The 20,421-nt window shown below is 67.2% G+C and carries 14 protein-coding genes and 1 riboswitch; of the genes, 8 read left to right on the top strand and 6 right to left on the bottom strand.

Translation table 11 applies throughout. The annotated features are described in order from the left end of the window. Window positions 1-8: 8 nt before the first annotated feature. The gene (locus MJO54_RS23155) at window positions 9-7,343 is read left to right on the top strand and encodes a beta-ketoacyl synthase N-terminal-like domain-containing protein (RefSeq protein ID WP_240175468.1); all 7,335 of its coding nucleotides are present in this window, start codon (window positions 9-11) and stop codon (window positions 7,341-7,343) included. A gap of 253 nt (window positions 7,344-7,596) precedes the next feature. On the opposite strand, the gene MJO54_RS23150 is transcribed toward MJO54_RS23155, so the two are convergent. The 3 genes from MJO54_RS23150 to MJO54_RS23140 form a co-directional block, all read right to left on the bottom strand. After that, complete coding sequence (locus tag MJO54_RS23150) at window positions 7,597-8,391, bottom strand: DUF1906 domain-containing protein (RefSeq protein ID WP_240175467.1); 795 nt, start codon at window positions 8,389-8,391, stop codon at window positions 7,597-7,599. 143 nt (window positions 8,392-8,534) lie between these two features. Further along, window positions 8,535-9,743 carry a PPE family protein gene (locus tag MJO54_RS23145; RefSeq protein WP_046284596.1) on the bottom strand — a complete coding sequence of 403 codons (1,209 nt, stop codon included), beginning with the start codon at window positions 9,741-9,743 and terminating at the stop codon, window positions 8,535-8,537. Between the two features lie 14 nt (window positions 9,744-9,757). Further along, complete coding sequence (locus MJO54_RS23140; protein WP_046284595.1) at window positions 9,758-10,057, bottom strand: PE family protein; 300 nt, start codon at window positions 10,055-10,057, stop codon at window positions 9,758-9,760. A 288-nt stretch (window positions 10,058-10,345) separates the two neighbouring features. Then, window positions 10,346-10,518, bottom strand: a riboswitch (M-box (ykoK) riboswitch). Between the two features lie 470 nt (window positions 10,519-10,988). On the opposite strand from MJO54_RS23140, the gene MJO54_RS23135 reads away from it, so the two are divergent. The 5 genes from MJO54_RS23135 to MJO54_RS23115 are packed head-to-tail and all read left to right on the top strand — an operon-like array spanning window position 10,989 to window position 15,286. Continuing rightward, window positions 10,989-11,963 carry an acyl-CoA thioesterase gene (locus MJO54_RS23135; protein ID WP_240175466.1) on the top strand — a complete coding sequence of 325 codons (975 nt, stop codon included), beginning with the start codon at window positions 10,989-10,991 and terminating at the stop codon, window positions 11,961-11,963. Further along, complete coding sequence (locus MJO54_RS23130) at window positions 11,963-12,784, top strand: SDR family NAD(P)-dependent oxidoreductase (protein WP_240175465.1); 822 nt, start codon at window positions 11,963-11,965, stop codon at window positions 12,782-12,784. Before MJO54_RS23135 ends, MJO54_RS23130 begins: the two co-directional genes overlap by 1 nt. A gap of 24 nt (window positions 12,785-12,808) precedes the next feature. Then, window positions 12,809-13,729: an LLM class F420-dependent oxidoreductase gene (locus MJO54_RS23125; RefSeq protein WP_240175464.1), complete on the top strand. Its 921-nt coding sequence runs from the start codon at window positions 12,809-12,811 to the stop codon at window positions 13,727-13,729. A gap of 28 nt (window positions 13,730-13,757) precedes the next feature. Further along, window positions 13,758-14,558, top strand: coding sequence for a DUF1906 domain-containing protein (locus MJO54_RS23120; RefSeq protein ID WP_434085425.1), 801 nt, complete (start codon window positions 13,758-13,760; stop codon window positions 14,556-14,558). Continuing rightward, a complete protein-coding gene (locus tag MJO54_RS23115) occupies window positions 14,555-15,286 on the top strand; it encodes a hypothetical protein (protein ID WP_174549761.1) in 732 nt (243 codons plus the stop codon). The genes MJO54_RS23120 and MJO54_RS23115 overlap by 4 nt, the downstream gene beginning before the upstream one ends. Here the strand turns inward: MJO54_RS23115 and MJO54_RS23110 are convergent. Both MJO54_RS23110 and MJO54_RS23105 read right to left on the bottom strand, forming a co-directional pair. Beyond that, window positions 15,236-15,853 carry a TetR/AcrR family transcriptional regulator gene (locus MJO54_RS23110; protein ID WP_240175463.1) on the bottom strand — a complete coding sequence of 206 codons (618 nt, stop codon included), beginning with the start codon at window positions 15,851-15,853 and terminating at the stop codon, window positions 15,236-15,238. The genes MJO54_RS23115 and MJO54_RS23110 overlap by 51 nt on opposite strands. Then, the gene (locus MJO54_RS23105; RefSeq protein WP_240175462.1) at window positions 15,853-16,674 is read right to left on the bottom strand and encodes an SDR family NAD(P)-dependent oxidoreductase; all 822 of its coding nucleotides are present in this window, start codon (window positions 16,672-16,674) and stop codon (window positions 15,853-15,855) included. The genes MJO54_RS23110 and MJO54_RS23105 overlap by 1 nt, the downstream gene beginning before the upstream one ends. Window positions 16,675-16,795: 121 nt before the next feature. Between MJO54_RS23105 and MJO54_RS23100 the strand changes: the two genes are divergently transcribed. After that, entirely contained in the window at window positions 16,796-17,662 is an 867-nt protein-coding gene (locus MJO54_RS23100) for an LLM class F420-dependent oxidoreductase (RefSeq protein ID WP_240175461.1), read from the top strand. After that, complete coding sequence (locus MJO54_RS23095) at window positions 17,659-18,153, top strand: nuclear transport factor 2 family protein (RefSeq protein ID WP_240175460.1); 495 nt, start codon at window positions 17,659-17,661, stop codon at window positions 18,151-18,153. Before MJO54_RS23100 ends, MJO54_RS23095 begins: the two co-directional genes overlap by 4 nt. A gap of 7 nt (window positions 18,154-18,160) precedes the next feature. Here MJO54_RS23095 and MJO54_RS23090 read toward each other — a convergent pair whose 3' ends face one another. Continuing rightward, window positions 18,161-20,419, bottom strand: coding sequence for a molybdopterin-containing oxidoreductase family protein (locus MJO54_RS23090; protein ID WP_434085424.1), 2,259 nt, complete (start codon window positions 20,417-20,419; stop codon window positions 18,161-18,163). Between the last annotated feature and the right edge of the window lie 2 nt (window positions 20,420-20,421).

Genomic DNA, 20,421 nt, shown 5'->3' with positions numbered 1-20,421 from the left:
GATTCGAAGTGAAGTTTGATCCCATCGCGATCGTCGGGCAGGGCTGTGTCCTACCCGGGGGACTGAACGCGGGTGAACTCTGGACAACGGTGCACGACGGCTGCGACGCACTGGGCTCGCCCGGCCCGGATTACTGGGGTGTATCCCCGGCACGCGTCCTGTGTTCCCCGGCGGACGTACCCGAACTCGACCACACCTGGTCGGACCGCGGCGGCTACGTCCGCGGCTTCGATGACGTATTCGATCCCCGCGGATTGTTCCTCGACGCTGACGACCTCGCCGGCCTGGACCCGCTCTACCGGTGGGGAATCGAGGCGGCCAGACAAGCCCTGGACAGTGCGGGATGGCGGGCAGGTGAGGTCCCCGGTTCCGCTGGGATCGTCCTGGGAAACCTGAGTTACCCAACAAAGAAGATGACGGATCTCGCCGAAACCGTCTGGCGGGGGCAAGGATCCAGCCTCGAACCCGGGGTGGACTGGCGCAACCGCTTCATGTCCGGGCTGCCGGCGCATCTCATCGCGCAGGCCCTGGGTCTGAGCGGCGGCGCCGCAGCGCTCGACGCCGCCTGCGCTTCGTCGCTGTATGCCATCAAGCTGGCCTGCGACCGCTTGCATGACCGCACCGCCGACGTCATGTTCGCCGGCGGCATCAACGGTGCCAGTGATCTGCTGCTGCACATCGGCTTCACCGCCCTGCAGGCACTGAGTCGAACGGGGCGGTCACGACCGTTCCACAGCGGCGCCGACGGGCTGGTGCCGGCCGAGGGCGCGGCCATCCTGGTGTTGCGGCGCCTTGACGATGCGATGGCCGACGGCGACACCATCCTGGGCGTCATTCGGGGCGTCGGCTTGAGCAACGACGGTCGGGGACATGGATTTCTGGTGCCCTCCCAGGACGGCCAAGAACGCGCGATGCGCTTGGCCTACGAGATGGCCGGACTCGAGCCGCGTGACATCTCCCTCATCGAATGCCATGCCACCGGAACATCGCGCGGCGACCTGACCGAACTGATGAGCATGGCGCGGATCTTCGCCGGCATGACAGACGTGCCCATCGGATCGCTGAAATCCAATCTGGGGCACTCGATCACGGCGTCCGGTGCAGCGGGAGCCATCAAAGTACTGGCAGCGATGCGTGCCGGGGTACGTCCGCCGACGCTGCACGCCGAGGAGCCGCTGCCCTTCATCGCCGACTCGCCATTCCGGCTGCTCACCGAGGCTGAGCCGTGGGACAGCGACGGACCCCGTCGGGCCGCGGTCAACAACTTCGGCTTCGGCGGCAACAATGCCCACCTGCTGCTCGAAGAATGGGTCGGCGGACGGGGTCCAGCGCCGGCTCCACCGGTCACCGCACCCCGGACCGAGCAGGAGATCGCGATCGTCGGCCTGAGCCTCCTGCTCGGCGACGGACACGAAACGGCCTCAGTCGCCGAGCACTTGAAGTCGTGCCAGCCGATTCCCACCGGCATGGCCGACGGAGCCCGCGGGGCACGCATGGATGAGGTCAGCCTGGACCTGACCCAAACCCGCTTCCCGCCTGCGGACCTCAAACAGACCCAACCCCAACAACTGGCGTTGCTCGGTGCGGCCCTGGGCATCGGCGAGTTGATCAAGAGCTTGCCGCCGGAGACCACCAGCGTCGTCGTCGGAATGGGCTGCGACGCCGAAGTCGCCCGGTTCGGGCAGCGCTGGCGGTTGGCAGACGAATTCGACGAGCCCGACCGGCTCGCCGCGGCTCGCGACGACGTCGTTGCGGGGTGGACCGCCGCGGGCGTCGTGGGAGCCATGCCCAACATCGTGGCGAACCGTCTCAATAGCCAATTCGATCTACGGGGACCCAGTTTCACGGTGTCGCGGGAACAGCTCTCGGGCACCACCGCCCTTGAGCTGGCCGCGCGGGCATTGCGGCGCGGAGAGATCGACGCCGCCGTGGTCGGGGCGGTGGACCTGAGCTGCGAACCCGTGCATCAGGCAGCGGCGCGGGCATTACTGCACGCCGACGAGCAGATACCCGCGGACGCCGCCGTCGTTCTCGTGCTCAAGCGCGTCGCCGATGCGCGCCGTGACGGTAACCCGGTGTATGCGACGCTGCTGCCCGATCAGCAGGTGGACGCCGAATGCCTGCACCTGGGCACCGTTCCGGGTGCGGTGAACCTTTCCGCCCTGTTGGGTCACGCGCACGCCGCTTCGGGACTGCTGCATGTGGCCGCCGGCGTGCTCTACGGAGCGCTCGGAGTGTGGCCCGACGGCGAGCCCTGGACGTCCGAGCAACGGCGCGTCGCCGTGGAACTCACCGGAATGGCCGACCAGCGACAGCAGGTGACCTTGGTGTCGTCAGCGACCGGGCTCCAGGCCGCGGCCCTGACGGCGCCGCCAGCGGCCAACGGCGCCGCGAAACCTATCCGGCTCAACTTCCCCGCGCACCTGCCCGCGGTCCATCTGCCACCACGCGTCACGGCCCCAGGAACGAACCCCCCTCATCAACTGGAGCAATTCATGCCAACACAACTCCCGATGCCTCCGGTTCTGGCACCGGTCGCCGAGTCGCTGGCCCGGCTGCCGTTGGGTGTGGCCGCGGCGATGCCGTCGCGACCGGAGCCGCAGGCCGCAGCCGCCGCGGCACCCGCCGTCGTCATGCCCGCCGCCGCCATGCCCGCGGGCGCAAGCCGGGCGATCCAGCCCGTCAAGCCGGCCGACAAGGTGGTCCCGGCGCCGACGGTCAAGCGTGAACCGGTGGGCCTCAAGCTCGACAAGGACGGGCTGCGGGTGCACTCGTCGGGCAACATCTCCGAGATCTTCGGCCCGGCGTTCGCCGAGCAGGACCAGTACCTGCGGCAGGTCCGGATGCCCGAACCGCCACTGCTGCTGGCGGATCGACTGCTGGGCATCGACGCCGAGCCGGCCCGCCACGGCACCGGAACGTTGTGGACCGAAACCGATGTCACCGCCGACTCCTGGTGGCTCCAGCAGGATCGGATGCCCGCCGGCATCATGATCGAAAGTGGGCAGGCCGATCTGATGCTCATCTCCTGGATGGGCGCGGATCTGCTCAACAAGAGCGAGCGGGTCTACCGGTTGCTCGGCTGCGAGGTCACCTACCTCGGTGGCCTGCCCGAGATCGGCGACACCCTGCGCTTCGACATCCATGTGGACGGCCACGCCCGCCAAGGCGATGTGCGGCTGTTCTTCTTTCACTACGACTGCACGATCGACGGCGTCGAGCGGATGTCGATGCGTAACGGCCAGGCCGGGTTCTTCACCGACGAGGAGTTGGCCGCATCCGGCGGGATCTTGTGGCGCCCCGAGGAACAGACCGTCAGCGGGCCGATGGAGCAGACGCCGGCCCAGACGTCGCGCACCTCACTGCAGCGTGCCGACCTGGAGGCGATGGCCGCCGGTGAGATCTGGCAGACGTTCGGCGAGGGCTTCGAGCGCGCCGGCAGCCACACCCGCACCCCCAGCATCCACGCCGGCGACATGCTCTTCGTCGACGAAGTGACGGATCTGGACTTCACCGGTGGGCCGTGGGGCCGCGGCTACCTGCGAGCCGTCGCGCCCGTCACGCCGGAGAACTGCTTCTTCGCCGGCCATTTCAAGAACGACCCCTGCATGCCGGGCACCCTGATGTACGAGGCGACCATGCAGACCATGGCGATCTACATGACCGCCCTGGGCATGACGATCGACTGCGACGGCTGGCGCTTCGAACCGGTTCCCTTCGAGACCTACAAGCTGCGTTGCCGGGGTCAGGTCACACCGCAGTCGCGTGAGGTGGTCTACGAAGTGTTCGTTCGCGAGGTGATCGCCGGACCCGAGCCGACGCTCTTCGCCGACCTGCTCTGCACCGTCGACGGATTGCCCGCCTTCCACTGCGAGCGGATGGGCCTGAAGCTGTCACCGGGATGGCCGATGGACTCCGGCGCCAAAGAGCTCGAAGGCTACGTCGAGCCCAAGCAGGTCGCCGAGGCCAACGGATTCCGCTACGACTACCAGGCGATGCTCGCCAGTGCGATCGCCAAGCCGTCCATGGCCTTTGGGCCGCTGTTCGAGAAGTTCGATTCGCCCCGCAAGGCGGCCCGGCTGCCCGGTCCGCCGTATCACTTCATGTCTCGGGTCACCGAGCTGGTCGGTGAGACCGGCGTGATGAAGGCCGGCGCTGAAGTCGTCGTGGAGTACGACGTCCCGGCCGACGCCTGGTACTTCGCCGAGAACGGCGCGGCCAACGGCCACGAGACGATGCCCAACGCGGTGCTGATGGAGGTCGCGCTGCAGCCCTGCGGCTGGCTGGCCAGCTACGTGGGCTGCCCGCTGGATGGTGAGGCGGACCTGTTCTTCCGCAACCTGGACGGGACGGGAACCCAACACCGTGAGGTGACCCCGGCGACCGGAACGCTACGAATCAAGGTGAAGCTCAAGAGCCTCGCCAAGGCCGCGGGAACCATCATCGTCGGCTTCGACGGGGAGATCATTGCCGACGACGGACCGGTCTACACCTTCGACACCGTGTTCGGCTACTTCAAACGCGAAGCGCTGCAGAACCAGGTAGGTCTCCCGGTCAGCGACTCTCAACGTGCCTCGCTCGCGCAGCCGTGCGAGGCGCCCCTGGTCGATTTGACCACGCAGCCTGCCGAATTCTTCGGCGCCGGAGCGCGGTTGGCGGACCCGATGCTGCTGATGGTCGACCGGGTCACCGGACGCTGGCCCACCGGCGGCGCCGCCGGATTGGGCCAGTGGCGCGGCGTCAAAGACGTCAACCCCGGCGAGTGGTACTTCAAGGCGCACTTCTTCGGCGACCCCGTCCAACCGGGATCGCTGGGCATCGAAATGCTTTTGCAGCTCCTGCAATTCGGGATGCTCGACCTCGGACTCGGTAAGGAAGCCGGCCCGGCGGCCCGCTTCGAGCCGGCTGCCCTGCACGACGCCATGACCTGGCGGTATCGCGGCCAGATCATCCCCACCAACAAGCAGATCGCCGCACAGGTAGAGATCACCCGGATCGTCCGCGAGGACGCCGGCATCCTCGCGGTGGCCGAGGCATCGCTGTGGGTGGACGGCAAGCGCATCTACACCGCGAGCAACCTGGGCATGCGCATCGTCGCCGGCACGGGGGAACGGCAGTCCCCGGCCGATGCCGGCGCCATCACTACATCCACATCGACTTCCCTGCCCGCCGCAGTCGCACCCCCCGCGGCGTCGGCGGCACCCGCGGATACCGCTGCCGCAGTGCAGAACACCGTGGGTGCGACGACCACGATGGACGTCGCGCTCGATCCGATCAACGACTCCTGGATCGTCGATCACTGCCCGACCTACGTCATCCCGTCGCTGCCGATGATGTCGGTCATGGACCTGTTCGCGCAGGCGGCGGCCCGGGCCTCCGGCGGAGCCAAGGTCGTCGAGATCACCGACGTCCAGATGGTTCGGTGGGTCGTGGTCGACTCGCCGAAGCAGCTGCGGGTCGTGCTGGAGCAGACGCAGGAGACCGGGCGCTTCCAGGGACGCCTCGAGGTCTGGCGTGATGCGCCGCGAGCCGAGTTGTCCCGCTGGGAGATTCACGCACACGCCGTTGTCGTCACCGCCGCGCAGTACACCGGTGAACCGGAGCCGCCCGCCCCCCTGGAAGGGGCGGTGCCCTACGCCGACCCCTATGACGGAACGGTGTTTCACGGTCCGGCATTCGCGACCCTGACCGATGGTGCCCGGATCGGCCGCAACGGCTCAACCGGAACCCTGGCGATCGACCGTTGTGCCGTGCCGGCCGGCGAACTGCAGCCGGGACTGTTGGACGGCGCGTTGCACGTCGTACCGCACACCGCGATGAGTGTGTGGACCACCGACACCGCCGACCCCGCGTCGTATGCCGACGCCGGCGATCCCGATGTCGGGTTCCCGCGCCGCATCCTCTCGGCCCGGTTCTACTCCGACACGCCTGTGGCGGGAACCGTGGATGTCGAAGTGCGATTCGTGGGCTTCGACGACGCCGAAGGCCGCATGCCGACCTTTGACCTGTGGCTCAGCGTCGCCGGAAAACCTTGGGCGCGTATCCGGATGGCCGAATTTCTGCTGAGCAAGGGGCCGCTGGCCGAAGTCGGCGGCCCTGAACGGCGCGCCTTCATGGGTGACCGGCAGGCGGTCCCGGGCCTATCGCTGAGCGAGCGTCTCGGGCGCGGCGTCCTTGAGCTCAACACTGCCCGAATGGCGACCCTCGACTGGTTCAAGGGCACGTTGCAGGCCGTGTACGGCACCGACAGTCAAGGCGATTCGCTGATGTTCGACATCGTCACCAAGGAAGCGGTCGCGGATGCAGTCCACAACGCGGTCCACCCCGACCGGGTTCAGATCATCGGCGGTCAGGTGAGCTGCCCCGCGCTGCCGCTGGAGCGCATCACGGTCGACGTCGAGAAGCTCGGGCCGGGAGCGTGCCGCGCGAGCGCGTCATCGGTAACGGACTGGGAGCCGGTCCGAGCTTGGTGGACCGAGAGCGCGGGGATGCCGGACGGCTGGTTCGGCGAGCTGGCCCTGGGGGCGGTGTTGTCGCGCTACGTGCGCCACGTTGTGGTCACCGATCCGGCCGCGATGGCGGCCGTGCGCGGTCGGCCGGTGTTGCTGCTGGCCAATCACCAGGTGCAGGTCGAATCGCTGTTGGGCACCACTATCGGATCGTGGCTGACCGGCACGAAAGTCGTCACCATCGGCCACGCCAAGCACGAGACCGGCTGGGTCGGCAACCTGCTGCGAATGATTGACGCGGCGGCGGGCAAGGAGCTGGGCCATCTCCGCTATTTCGACCAGCAGCAGCCCCAAGAGTTCTTCGGGTTGGTCGACGCGCTCAAGCGGGAGAGTGCAGCCTTCGGAGTGTCGGTCATGGTGCACGCCGACGGGACTCGCAGCGTGAGTTCGGGCCAGCGGGTCGAGCGACTGACGTCGACACTGCTGGACATGGCGATCGAGATGTCCATGCCGATCGTGCCGGTGTACTTCGCGGGCGGGTTGCCCGAGGAGCCGTTGCCGCACAAGCTCGAAGTGCCCTACGGCCATGCCGCCCAGGACTACATCTTCGGCAGGCCCATCCTGCCCGAGGAGCTGCGTGGCCGGCCCTACGCCGAGTTGCGGCGTTACGTCATGGACGCGATCAATGCGCTCGCACCGTTCAGCGATGCACCGCACGCCCCGAACTACGACGTGGAGAGCCGGATCACCGCCGCTGCCCCGGGCGCCTCGCCGCTGGAATCGGTGTGGTTCTGCATCGAGGACGCGCTGGACTCCCTGCCGGTCGACTGGCGAAACCTGATCGCCGACGAGGAATGGGAGACGGTCAAGGCGGCTGAGCTCAGTCGGTCCTGATCGGGCGGCGCAGCGCCGGTCTTGTTGACGACGGCGCAGGTGGGCGGCTAGCTTAGTGGCGATCGCGGCACGGCCGTCCAGCTACGCAGCTGGGCGTAGATCGGCCTCAACGAATCAAGACCAACCAAGTCTTTGCAGACAGGAGCCCACTTATGGCGTCAGCATCTCTGGGCGTCTACACGTGCCTCGCGTGTGTCGTGATGCTTACCCTGGCACTCTTCTTGTCCAGCAAATCCTGATCGGTCGCACGACCTCACGGATGTAGATTCCACTGGCCGCAGTCCTGGGCCAGGACGTCGTTGACGTCGACTTCGATCCCGCCGACGATCGGGCCCGGGTTCGAGGCGGTACTCACAATCCGTTGGTAGAGCACCGCCCCGGGGTCGACCTGACCACGTGACCAGGATCGGGTCTGCCAGGCCCACCGCTTACCGGGTGTGCGGGAGACCCCGATGACCCCGTCGGCAGCCGCCCACTGGCACACGTTCACGCCCCCGTAGACGCCGGTGCGCTGCACTCCCAGTACCGAATTGATTCCGCGAAACCACTGCAGTGCCACGGCGTTCCAGGTGTTGCGGTCGATGTCGTCGTCGACGCTGAAGAAGATCGGCGCACTTTGGCCGCCGCCGGCTGCGCTGTGCAGTTGCCAGGCGGTGCGCGCGTCAGCGACTCCGCCGGGGTATCCCCGGGTGAAGTCCGACGGGGCCGTCCCGCCGGGCTTGCCGTACTGGAAGTTGCTGACGATCACCAGCCCCGCTGCAGTCAGCGACTCGGCATAGGGCCGGGTGATCGGCTTGGCGCCGAAATTGGAGCCGGGCCGCGACGTCGACACGTAGTTGATGACGCCGGCGTGGCCCGCGGCCCGGATGTCGTGCGCCGGAATCTGGCGCATGGCGTAGTCGATCAACGTGGGCGCCGCAGCCGAAGCCGCCGGCGTGGCGACGGACGCTGCGCCCAGCCCGGTGAGGGCAGCAGCGGATGCGTACCGCAGCGCGTCACGTCGGGAAACGTGGTTGGCAGGGCGGGAAGTCCGCGGAGAGTCAGGCACGGGCCGATGTTAACAATGTGACTGCTGTTAACGGTGCCGCCCGCGCCGAGAGCGCCCAGATGCTTTGTCGTTGATGCCGGCCGTGCGGCCTGGTGGTGGTCCCTCAGCGTGGTCCGATTGGCTGGGCGCGACAACCGGGCCGGCTAACCGACCCCGACGGGCCGCGGCATCACGGTCAGCTTGACGCCATAGCGCGGCGTGCCCAAACCGTAGCTGCCGTTGCGCCCGGCGCCGCCCGGAGGAATCGGGGGAGGCAGGGCGGTCATCGACCGGCTCTCCGGGGCGACGGTCCAGCCGCTCCCCGTCCCGGCGGCAGGAGCACCCGCCGGGGTTGCCGCCGCCCAGCTGGGTGGCGTCGACAGCGAACCGACCAGGGTGGCCCGGCCCACTCCCGCGGCCACCGGGGAGCCGCTGCCACCGGCAGCGCGGCCCGCGGTCTCCAACCCACTAGTGGCCGTCGATGCCAGGGTCATGCCCGGCATGGGCCCGAGCCCGCCGCGGGCCAGGGCGGCTGTGCCGCCATCCATCCCGCGCGCGAGAAACCCGAGCGTGGCCAGCCCGGAAAACCCCTCGATGTTGCCACCGGGGTCGAAAATGCCGGTTGCGGCGATCGTGTTCCACAGCTGGGCATTGATGTTCAAACCCGACCCGTCATCGTGGCCCCACGTTCCGTCGAAGAGGCCGTCGAAGAACTTCGTCCAGTGCCAGTCCGGATCCGTGGGACGCGAGCCCTCCGCCGGCGACGCCAGGCTCCGTAACGCATCGGGCAGTTGGGCGTGGGCGTCGGTGGGGTCCACACCGCCGGTGGCCTGCGTGCCGTCGTCTTGATTGGTGGTCTCCGGCGCATCGGCAAAGGGGATCAGTTGGGTGGCGGTGGCGGAAGCCGCGGCGTAGCCATACATCGCCACCGCGTCTTGGGCCCACATCTGTCCGTAGCGCGCTTCGGTCGCTGCGATCGCCGGTGTGTTCTGTCCCAGTGCGTTGGTCTTGACCAATGATGCCAGCAGCACGCGGTTGGTCTCGATCGCCGCCGGCGGCACCGTCATAGCGTGGGCCGCGGCATACGCTTCGGCCGCGGCGTAGGCCTGTGCCGCGGTCTGCTCAGCCTGCTCGGCGGTCACACTCAGCCATACAAAGTAGGGCTCGGAAGCCGCCGCCATCGCCGATGCGGATGGCCCCCACCAGCCCTGACTGGCCAGGCTCGCGACCAGCCACTCGAACGATGTTGCCGCCGAACGCAATTCCGCGGCCAGTAAATTCCAGGACGCCGCAGCGGCCAGCATCGGCCCTGATCCTGCTCCGGCGTACATGCGCGCCGAATTGATCTCTGGTGGCATCGATCCGTAGTCCATTATCCAAAACCCTTTCAGTAGACCGAGATAACGTTTGCGGTATCGGTCGCTGCGTATGACTGTGCGCTGTGCTGCAGGGTTTTGACGAACATCTCGTGCACCACCGCGGCGCGCTTACTGATCGCTTGGTACATCTGTGCGTGCCGCGCGAACTGCGCCGCGGTCAGGGCGGAGACCTCGTCGGCGGCGGCGGGAATCACGCCTGTGGTCGGCGCTGCGGCAGCGGCACTCTGCGCGGCGACGGTATCGCCGACACCGCGCAGATCGGCCGCTGTCGCGATGAGATCTTCGGGCAGTGCGTACACGAAAGACATAGGGGACTCTCCTTTGAGAGGGCATGACGAATTACGCCGTCCTACAAGAACGGTCGCGTGCCGAAGCGGCGCAGGTCCACGTTTCGGACAGCGCTGATGCGGTGCGGGCGAACCGATTCAGGGGGTGAAGGCGGCGCCGGGGCAGGGTTCGAACGAAATGGTCGTCGATCTCGGATAGGGACTATCGCTCGTACTCAATGTCGCTCTCACCTCCTCACGGCCAGGGCACACGGGGATGCCGTTGCAGTGGGCACAGCGGGACTACCGAACCAGCGCAGAGTCGGCCGGACGGCACCCCTCTCGACAGAGTTTTGGCACTGCACGGCGTATCCAGTCGTATGCCGAAAGCCACTTGGGCTCAACCCTTAAGCCGGGAAGAGCTGTCCTGACCCTGGGCGTCTCTCGACGTTTGAGGTCAGTGGCCTGTATCCGTACAGACGCCTCACCTAGCGAGGTGCGTTCGCGGCCATGGTGGCATCACCGTGGGGGATAGTCAACTCGAATGAGAACCTCTGCGCTGCCAGATGAGTTGCCCAAAATGTAACGAGCATCGCGAATGATACTGGCGTTCCACATGTTTCGTTGGTGCGAAAAGTTTGCCCAGCAGCGGTCGATGTGCTCTTGCTGAGAATGTCAAAGCGGTGACAGGGTGAACGGCCAGAATTACCAATGCATCCCGACGCCAAGTACTCGACCCGAACTCCGGAATGCCTCGTAGCAAGGCGATTCGGTAGACCGATCCGGATAGAGCTCCTGCTACCTTCGAAAGTGCCCTCGGTCGATCTGAGTGCGCGTGGTCGCCTGAGCACGGTTCGGGTTCGACCCTTGACCGATGTCGCTCAGATTTACTTAAATGGGCTAGCAGTCACATCACCGGCTACCCGTGTCGGCAGTCCGCCGCGGACGGGCCACGGCGGGTGAGGAGGAACTTGTGCAGACGTCGGCGTCCGAAGTCTCCGCTCACCCCGACTACGGCGGCCCCTTGCTCGGGTCCGGAAGCCAACTGGAACGCGCCACGCTCGACGCGCTGGACCGGCTGCAGCAGGTGTTGACGCTGCGCCCACTCGGCGATGACCGATACCGGGCGGGAAACGAGGCCGGCCGGTTCGGCCGGATCTTCGGCGGCCAGCTGATTGCCCAGGCGATGACAGCAGCCGCGGCCACGGTCCCCGAGCTCTCCGCCCACTCCATCCACGCATCGTTTCTGCGGCCCGGCGACTCAGGTGTACCGCTGGAGATCGCGGTCGACCGCACCCGCGACGGTCGCACCATGTCGGCGCGGCAGGTCACCATCCAGCAGGGCGGCCGCACCCTCGTGGTGGCGACGGTGTCCTTCGACACCAGCCCGGACGGCATAGATGCCGCCCCCGTGCCGCTGCCTGGACCCGAACCGGCGGCTCTTCCGCTGCTACAGCACTGGGTGCAACACGCCCCGCCCTATCTGGCAGGGCAAGGGAACACCTGGATAGAACGGCCCCCACCGCTGGAAGTCCGCACCGCCGAAGCCCCGGTATTCCTCGGCGGTGCGCAAGCGCCGGGTCCGCGTGCCCACTGGATGCGGTTGCCGCGCGGAATCGACGGCGACCCGCAACTGCACGCGGTGCTCCTTGCCTACGCCAGCGACTACCTCCTGGTGGACACCGCGTTTCGTGCCCACCCGCAGCCGGTCGATCATGCCACGCACACCGGCCTGACCCTGGACCACAGCGTGTGGCTACACCGCCCAGTCCACTTCGAGCGATGGCATCTCTACACCCAGCAGACCGTCGCCACGGCCGGACATCGTGCCCTGGTGCACGGCACCATGGTGGATGCCGCAGGGAGGCATGTGGCCAGCACCGCGCAAGAAGTCCTCGTCCGGCCGATAGCCGAGCTGCCAGTGCCACAGAAACCCGAGGGACAGTAGTGGTCTTGCGCAGGGTGGCGGCGAGCCTCGATGGACGGGTAGCTGTCATCACCGGAGGTGGTTCGGGGATCGGCCGAGGCATCGCCGAGGGCTTCGCGGAATTCGGCGCCAGGGTGGTGATCTGGGAACGCGACACCGAAGCGGCCCGAGCGACCGCGAAGCTGGTCGGTGGTCACGCATGCATAATTGATGTCCGCGACCCCGATCAGGTCGATGCCGCACTGGCGGAAACCCTTGCCACGGTGGGCCTGCCGACGGTGTTGGTCAACAATGCCGGGGGAGTGTTCGCTTCCCCGTTGCTGGACACCGCACCCAAGGGGTGGGACACCCTGATCCGTTCCAACCTCACCCACGTCCTGCTCTGCACGCAGCGCGTCGCGCAGGCACTGGTCCGTCACAGCGCGGCCGGCAGCATCATCAATGTCGCCAGCATCGAGGGCTCCCGTGCCGCACCTGGCTACGCGGCCTACGCGGCGGCGAAAGCAGGCGTCATCAACCTGACCAAAACGGCGGCTCTGGAGTTGGCGCTGCACCGCATCCGGGTCAACTGCCTGGCCCCGGACCTCACGCTCACCGAAGGTATCGAACGAGTCGGCTCGGCCGAGATGCTGGCCAACGCCAACCAGATGATCCCGATGGGACGGACCGGGCATGTCGACGAAATGGCAGGTGCTGCAGTCTTTCTGGCCAGCGACCTGGGTTCCTACGTGACAGGGCAGACGTTGCACGTCGACGGCGGAACGCACGCTGCGGGCGGCTGGTATCACCATCCCGACAGTGGCGATTACATCCTCGGTCCGTCACGGCCGACAACCACTTAGCAACTCCACGCGAAGGAGAACCGTATGCGGTTCGCGTTCACCTACCCGATCATCACCCATCCATGCGATCCAGAGCTGGTCTCGGCGCAAGCGGTGACCACCGTCGCGCAGGCCGCAGAAGCCGCCGGGTTTGGCGCCATGGGTTTCACGGACCACCCGGCACCTACTCAGCGTTGGCTCGACGCCGGCGGCCACGACAGTCTCGATCCCTTCGTGGCGATGGGATTCGCCGCGGCGCACACCGAAAAGATCCGGTTCATACCGAACGTCGTTGTCTTGCCCTACCGCAACCCGTTTGTGGTGGCGAAATCGGGCGCGACGCTGGATCTGTTGTCGGGGGGAAGGTTCACCTTGGCCGTCGGTGTGGGCTACCTCAAGGGTGAATTTGCCGCTTTGGGGGTGGACTTCGATGAGCGCGCCGCACTGGTCGAGGAGAGCCTGGACGTCATCCGCGCCATCTGGACCGGTGACGACGTCTCCTTCGAAGGCCGGCATTTTCGTGCTCGCGGAATCACCGCCCATCCGCGACCGGTCAGCAGCCCCCATCCGCCGATCTGGATCGGTGGAAACACGGGCAGAGCACGTAAGCGGGTCGCGGAGCGGGGTGATGGCTGGGCACCGTTCCCGGCGTCGCCCGGCCTGGCCAGCACCGCCCGCACCGCCGAGATGAATTCGGTCGAAGTCCTGGCAGCGGGCATCGACGACCTGAAACGGCGCTGCGACGAGGCCGGCCGTGACTGGGCCGCCATCGACATCTGCTTCTCGAACCTCCTAGGCGGCCGTCCCGGCTACGACGACTTCGAGCCCGGCGCCTACCTCGACGGCCTGGGCCGGCTCGCCGAAGCCGGCGTGACCTGGGTACAGGTCGCCGTTCCGGGCGACAGCCTCAGCCACACGGTGGAGGCCCTGGGCCACTTCGGCGAATCGGTGATCAGCACGTTGTAGGAACGTGCGGCCGGTACCCTTGCCAGTTGTGACGCGTTCCGCTTCGCGGCGCGACGTGCTGAGGTATGCCGCGGTACTCGGCCCGGCGCTGGCCCTGCCCGGCGTTCTCGGGGCGACGGCCGGCGCACCGCGGGCTGGTGCGAACGGGCTGCAGGTCATCGATTTCGCCCACCGGTTGGTCTCGCCGGACCAGATCAAGGCCGCCGGATTCGACGGAGCGTTGGTCTACGTCTCCGAGCTCCGGCCGGGTGCCACCTTCGACTTCAAGCCCGTCACCCGCGACTATGCCGACGGGCTACGCGCCGCCGGTCTGCAGGTCGCCAGCTGCTACCAGTTCGGCAAACCGGGTTGGACGCAGTCGCCGTCGGACTTCACCCGGGGCTACGACGGCGGCGTGGCCGATGCGCAGACTGCGCTGCGGCTGCATATCGCGGCCGGGGGACCGCCGTCAGCGCCGATCTACTTCAGTGTCGACGAGGACATCGACGCCACAACCTGGAAGAACGTCGCGGTCCAATGGTTTCGCGGGATCAACTCCGTACTGGGCGTTGACCGCACCGGAATCTACGGCGGCGCCCGCCAGTGCACCTGGGCGATCAACGACGGTGTGATCGGAAGGTCGACCAGCCCGGGTCACCGGTGGGCATGGCAGACCCGCGCATGGTCGCGCGGAGACCGCGAACCGGCAGCCGTACTCTTCCAACGAGAAATCGTCACCGCGACCGAGCCGGGTTTCGTCATCGACGACGTGCATGTGGACGTCAACGACGTTCTTGCCGCGGACTTCGGTCAGTGGGACCTCGCCCGACAACAGGGGGAACTTTCGTGATCGGCACATCCTGGGACGCGCCACGTGTGGCCCGGTGGTCCGGCATCCTGGGCGTCGTCCTGCCCGCGACCACATTGCTGGCTTACCCGATCTGGTCTTTCCCGGGGACCCGGACGCAGTCGATTGACGTGGCGCGGTGGGCGGCAGCCCACCACGACCGCCTGGTCGTGACAATGGCGCTCAACACCGTCGGTGTCACGCTCTGGTTCGTCTTCGGTGCCGCGGTGTGGGCGTACATGCGGGATCGCGTTCCGATGAAATCGATCCTGCCGACCTGCTTCGCCGCGGGCTTCATCGGATGCCTGACCCTGCTGCTCAGCGGGTTCACTGCCTTTGACCTCCTGCTGTACCGGCGCCGCAGTGCCGACGCGGCGTCACTGCTCTACGACCTGACGTTCGGGTTGCTGGCCATGTCGGGGATGCCCCTGGTGGTGGCGCTGGGCGCGTTCGTGATCGCGGTCTATGCCCGCCGGACGTTGCCGGCGTACGCGGGTCACCTGGCACTTGCTGCCGCGGTGGTCCATCCGGTGCTGCTCCTGACGTTCGTCTTCCGCAGTGGCCCGCTGTCGCTGGAGAGCTACTCGATCACCGCAATGCCGGCGTTCTTGTTCGCCTGGATCCTGGGGACGGCGCTGGCGATGCCTCGCTCCAGCGATAGCCCACCCCCGGGCACGGCGTCAGCGCAGCGTCGTGGGTCGGCCGTGCGTAGCACCTCGCCAGGGCGCTAGCAGCAGCTCGCAGGCCCGCCGCATGTCGCGTTCGGCCTGGGCGGGCGTCGTCTCACCCATCACCGCCCAGGACAAGATGCCGTAGGCGCACTGTTCCACCAGTAGCGCCAACTGGATGTCTCGCGGTGCGGGCCGGGCGATGCCGGCGACGGACAGGATGTTGGTTCGCAGGTCGAAGTCCCCGGTTGCCGTCGACTCGGACCGCCGGGCATTGACCGAGGTGATCATGGCGCGAGCCAGCCGAGGTCGCGCGAGCATCGAACGGCAGATGCCGACCATGAGATCGGTGACGTCGGCTGCCGGACAGCCCGTCGGCGGGTGCGCCGGACCGGCGGTCTGGGTGTAGTGCAACAACAGGGCGCTGAACAAGTGATGCTTGGTGGGGTAGTAGCGGTAGAGGGTCGCGATCGATACCGCCGATTGGTCGGCCACATCCTGCATCCGGACGGCCTCCAGCCCGTCGCGGGCGCCGAGTCGGGCCGCGGTGGCAAGGATGCGTTCGCAGCGTTGCCGTTGTGCGGGCGTGCTGGGGGTGGCGGCGTCGCGCTCAACCGGCGGGCGGGGCATCAGCGGCTCGGGGGGCCGCCTGAGAGCAGCTTCTGCATCAGCCGATGTGAGGCGAGCACGGCTTCGGCACGATCTGCGGTGGCGTGCAGGGCAGGACTGTCGGCGTGGGCCGAGATGACGTGCACCGGTCCCCGGGACAGCTGGTCGAGGCCTTCGCGGGCGACCTCGGCCGGATCGGATACTCGCAGCCCCGGTACGTCGAAGTTGAGGCCCGCCCGTGCCATGGCAGGCGTCCTGGTCACGCCGAGCACCAGCTCCAAGACGTGCACGTTGTAGTCGCGCAACTCCAGCCAGAGGCCCTCGGCGTAGATCCGGGTGAACGCCTTCGTGCCTCCGTAAACGGTCTGCCGCGCCGAACCGAGATACCCGGTCAGCGACCCGACCAGCAGCAGACCGCCGCGCCGCCGATCGCGCATCGGCCTCCCGAAATGGTGGACCAGCGCCAGCGGCGTCCGTACGTTGAGGTCGAGCACTCGCTCGAAGGCAGCCGGGTCGCCGTCGAGGAACTCCGCGCTGTGCGTGTTGGCTCCCGCGTTGTAGATCAGCAACCCGACTTCGAGGTCCGACGTCGCCTCGTCGATCCGGGGGACCGCATCTGCGGCAGTCAGGTCGACCGTCAGTTCACGGACGCGCACGCCGCGTGTCCTGCACCGGTCGGCGGTCTCACGCAGCGGGTCTGGCTTGCGCGCGATCAGGACCAGGTTGATACCGGCTTCGGCCAGCTGGACCGCGAACTCGGCGCCGACGCCTTCCGAGCCGCCGGCGACCACAGCCCAGGGGCCGTACTGCTGCGCCCACTCGGGTCGATCACCGCTAGACAAGAGCTGCCTCCATAACTAAAATTCATTCTAGTTTCACTCTGACGAGGCTACCTCACTCTCGCGACGCAACGAAAGGCGTAGAGCCCTTGCCGTACAACGGTCCCCGGATTCGGTCTCGCTGATGCGGCTTGGCTTGGCGACGCCGATCGTCATCCAGGTCCCGGGTACGGCGTCGAGTTGGGAGGCCGAGGGCAGTGTCGAGGACATCGGCCAGATCGCCTCGACCGCCGATGAACTCGGATTCGCCTACCTCACCTGCTCGGAGCATGTCGCGGTTCCCGCCGAGGCCGCGGCCGGTCGTGGGACGACCTATTGGGATCCGTTGGCCACACTGGCGTTTCTCGCCGCCCGCACCCATGCGATTCGATTGGTCACATCGGTTGTGGTGCTGGGCTATCACCATCCGCTGGAGCTCGCCAAACGCTACGGGACCCTCGACCGGCTCAGCGGTGGTCGGCTGACCCTGGGCGTCGGGGTCGGATCGCTGCGTGAGGAGTTCGACCTGCTCGGCTGCGCGTGGGACGACCGCGGTGCCCGCGCTGACGATGCGATGAAGGCGCTGCGGGCGTCGCTGTCGACCACCCACCCCGCCTATCACGGCGACTTCTACCGATTCGACTCGATGATCGTGCAGCCGTGCGCGGTGCAGCAGCGGGTGCCGATCTGGGTGGGGGGACGCACCCGTCGCTCCCTTAGGAGGGCGGTGGACCTGGGCGACGGTTGGACACCGTTCGGGCTCACCAGTGAAGAGGTGACGAAATATCTTGGCTCCGTGGATCTTCCGGACAGCTTCACAGTCGTCTTGTCGACGCCGCCGCTGGACCCGATCGACGCCCCGCAGCAGACTCTCGATCGGATCAGCAGGCTCGCTGACATCGGTGCCACCGACGTCAGCTGCGTGATCGCGGCGCGCTCTGCGGCGCACTTCCATGACCAACTGATCGCACTGGCCGAGCTTTCCGACCTGTCGCGCCGGGAGGGGCGATGATCGAGCAACGGCTGGCCGAATTGGAGCGGCGCCTACAGCAGATCGAGGACGAGCGTGCCATCGAGCGGATGATCGCGTCCTACGGCCCGCTGGTGGACGCCGGCGACCCCGAATCCACCGCCGCGTTGTGGCACGACGAGGGCATCTACGACGTCGAGAACTGGCTGATGAACGGCCGCGAGGAGATTGCGGCGATGGTGCGCTCTCGTGGTCACCAGGATCTGATCGCTCGGGGATGTACGCATTTTCTGGGCCCGGCGGTGGTCACCGTGAACGGTGACGAGGCGGTCGCCGTGTGTGAGTCGACGCTGCTGGTCAAACAGGGCAACCAGTTTCGCGTGGCGCGCAGCGGTGCCAACTACTTTCACCTCACGCGGGTGGCCGGCTCGCCCAGCCAGTGGCAGATAGTCAGGCGGATCACCCGGATGCTCGACGGCGACGAGGAGACCCGGGCGTTGCTGATAGATGGCATTGCCGGGCGAATCCGGTAGGCGCGGTTCAACGGTCGGGTGAGGGCTTCGCGCGACCGGAGCTCAGGGCTTCGAGTCGCTGCACGCCGACGTAGCTCGAACTCAGTGGCGATGTCTGGGACAGCGGGTCCAGGGATTGGCCGTCAACCAGCAGATTGCGGTTGACGCCGAACGACTCGGGCTGCCCGCCGCCGCGGGGGTCGAATATCCTTGAACCCCAACCGTGGTCGATGATCACCATTCCGCGCCGTGGCCGCGCCGAAACAGATGCGGCCAGGACAACCTCGCCGGTCGGCGAGAACACTCGCACCAGATCGCCTTCGACAATGCCGAGATCCGCGGCGTCGTGGGTGTTGATCAGCACATCGTTGCGCTTACCCGAGCGGTGTAGCCCAGGCAGCTCATTGAGCCAGGAGTTCATCGAATGCCGGTTCCGCCGATTGCCAAGCTGGAACGGATAGTCCTCCGGCGCGGCCGGGGCCGGGGCGGACAGCAGTTCCCGAGTACGTGCCAGAAACTCCGGCGGGGCCGCGTGAACCCGCTTGTCATCGGTACGCAGCGCGGACTTGAAATGACCAAACTCCGGCGGTCCCAACACCATCCCGTGTGGATGCGCCATCATCTCGCGCCAGGTTAGTCTGCGGCCATTGATCTTTCGCGACATGCGAATGAACAGACGGTCGAGCCAGTGCGGGCCGAACGCCAGGGCCGGGCGGCGGGTCAGTGCCGCGACCCGCCGGGTTGTCCGGACGAACGTGTTGAAGCCCTTGACGCCGAAGAGGGGTCTGCGCATGGCGAGCGCGAGGTCGACGAAGATCTCCCATTCCTGCCGGGCCTCCGGTGGGGGTTCGACGACCTTGGCGCCGTACTGGACGAACGGTTCGTCGTGCATGTTGCTGGTGAACGCCAGCAGGTCGTCACGTTCGAGCCAGTGCCTGGCGGGCAGCAGCCAATGGGCGTGACGGTGACTTTCGCGTTGCACCAGATCGATCACCACCAACAGGTCGAGCTGCGCGAGGGCCTTGTCCAGTTTGGCCCCATCCGGGCCGGATACCACCGGGTTGCCGCAGTTGATCAGCATGGCCCTGACCTGACCGTGGCCCACAGTGGTGATCTCGTCGGGAAGCTCCGCCAGCGCGTGTGCCCCGGCCACCATTTCGCGTCCGGCCACCCGGCTGACGTGCGGCTTGGTTTTGGCCAACGCGGCCAGTTTCAGCGCGTCGAAGTAACCCGGCTCGAAGCGGCGACCACCCGGGCGGTCCATCCGGCCGGTGATCACGTTGAGTATGTGGCCGAGCCACTCGCCCACGGTTCCCGTCGCGTGCTGGGAGACCCCGGTGCGCGTCACCACCATTGCGCCGTCGGCCGCAGCGAAATCCCGTGCGACGCGCTCGATCAGGTCCCGGTCGATGCCGCACCGGCCCGACAGATCGTCGAGATCCGCCTCGGCGACCAGCCGCTCCAACTCCGGGACGCCGGTTGCCAGCTCCGCGCAGTCGCCCCGGTGCTGGCGGCCCTCGTCGAGGATCACCTTCACCATCGCCAGCAGCAACGCCCAGTCCTGGCCCGACCGCACCGCCAGGTGGACGTCGGCCTTCTCCGCGGATTCGGTACACACGGGGTCGACCACCACGATGGTGGCCCCGTTCTGCTGGCGGGTCAGCGCGCGGCGCCAACCACCAGGCGCCGTCTCCAGCCAGTTCCAGCCGCTCACCGCGGGATTGGTGCCGACCAGCACGAAGTAGTCGCAGTTGTCGATGTCGGAGACCGGAACCATCAGTGCCGATCCGTACATCGCCTCGGCCACGACGTGCAGTGCGTTCTGGTCGACGGAGCCCACAGCGAAGCGACTGTTGGTGCCGATGGCGTCCATCCAGGCATTCATGAACATCACGTTCGATGACGAGTGCCCCGACGGGTTGCCGTAGTAGGTCCCGATCGAATCCGGGCCACCGGCGTTGATCAGCGCATTCATCCGCGACGCGATGTCTCGGATCGCCACGTCCCAATCCTCTTCGACATAGGACTCACCGACCCGCCGCATCGGCCGCACGATCCGGCGCGGATGTTCGACCAGTTGATTGGCGGTACGGCCCTTGGCGCAGAAGTCGTTCCAACTATGGGGGTTGAGCTTGTCGGCCGAGATCTTGCGGACTCGGTTGTCCTGGACTGTCACTTCCAGTCCGCACGATGACATGCAATACCGACAGAAGGTGTGCACCGTCTTCGAAGCCGACGGCGTCGGCGCCTGCGACTCCGACGGGAACTCCGACCGCGACTTGGTCACTC

This window comes from Mycolicibacter virginiensis (genome assembly GCF_022374935.2).
GTDB classification, from domain to species: Bacteria; Actinomycetota; Actinomycetes; order Mycobacteriales; family Mycobacteriaceae; genus Mycobacterium; species Mycobacterium virginiense.
Note: the sequence above shows the minus strand (reverse complement) of the source record. Positions and strands in the feature narration are given on the sequence as shown.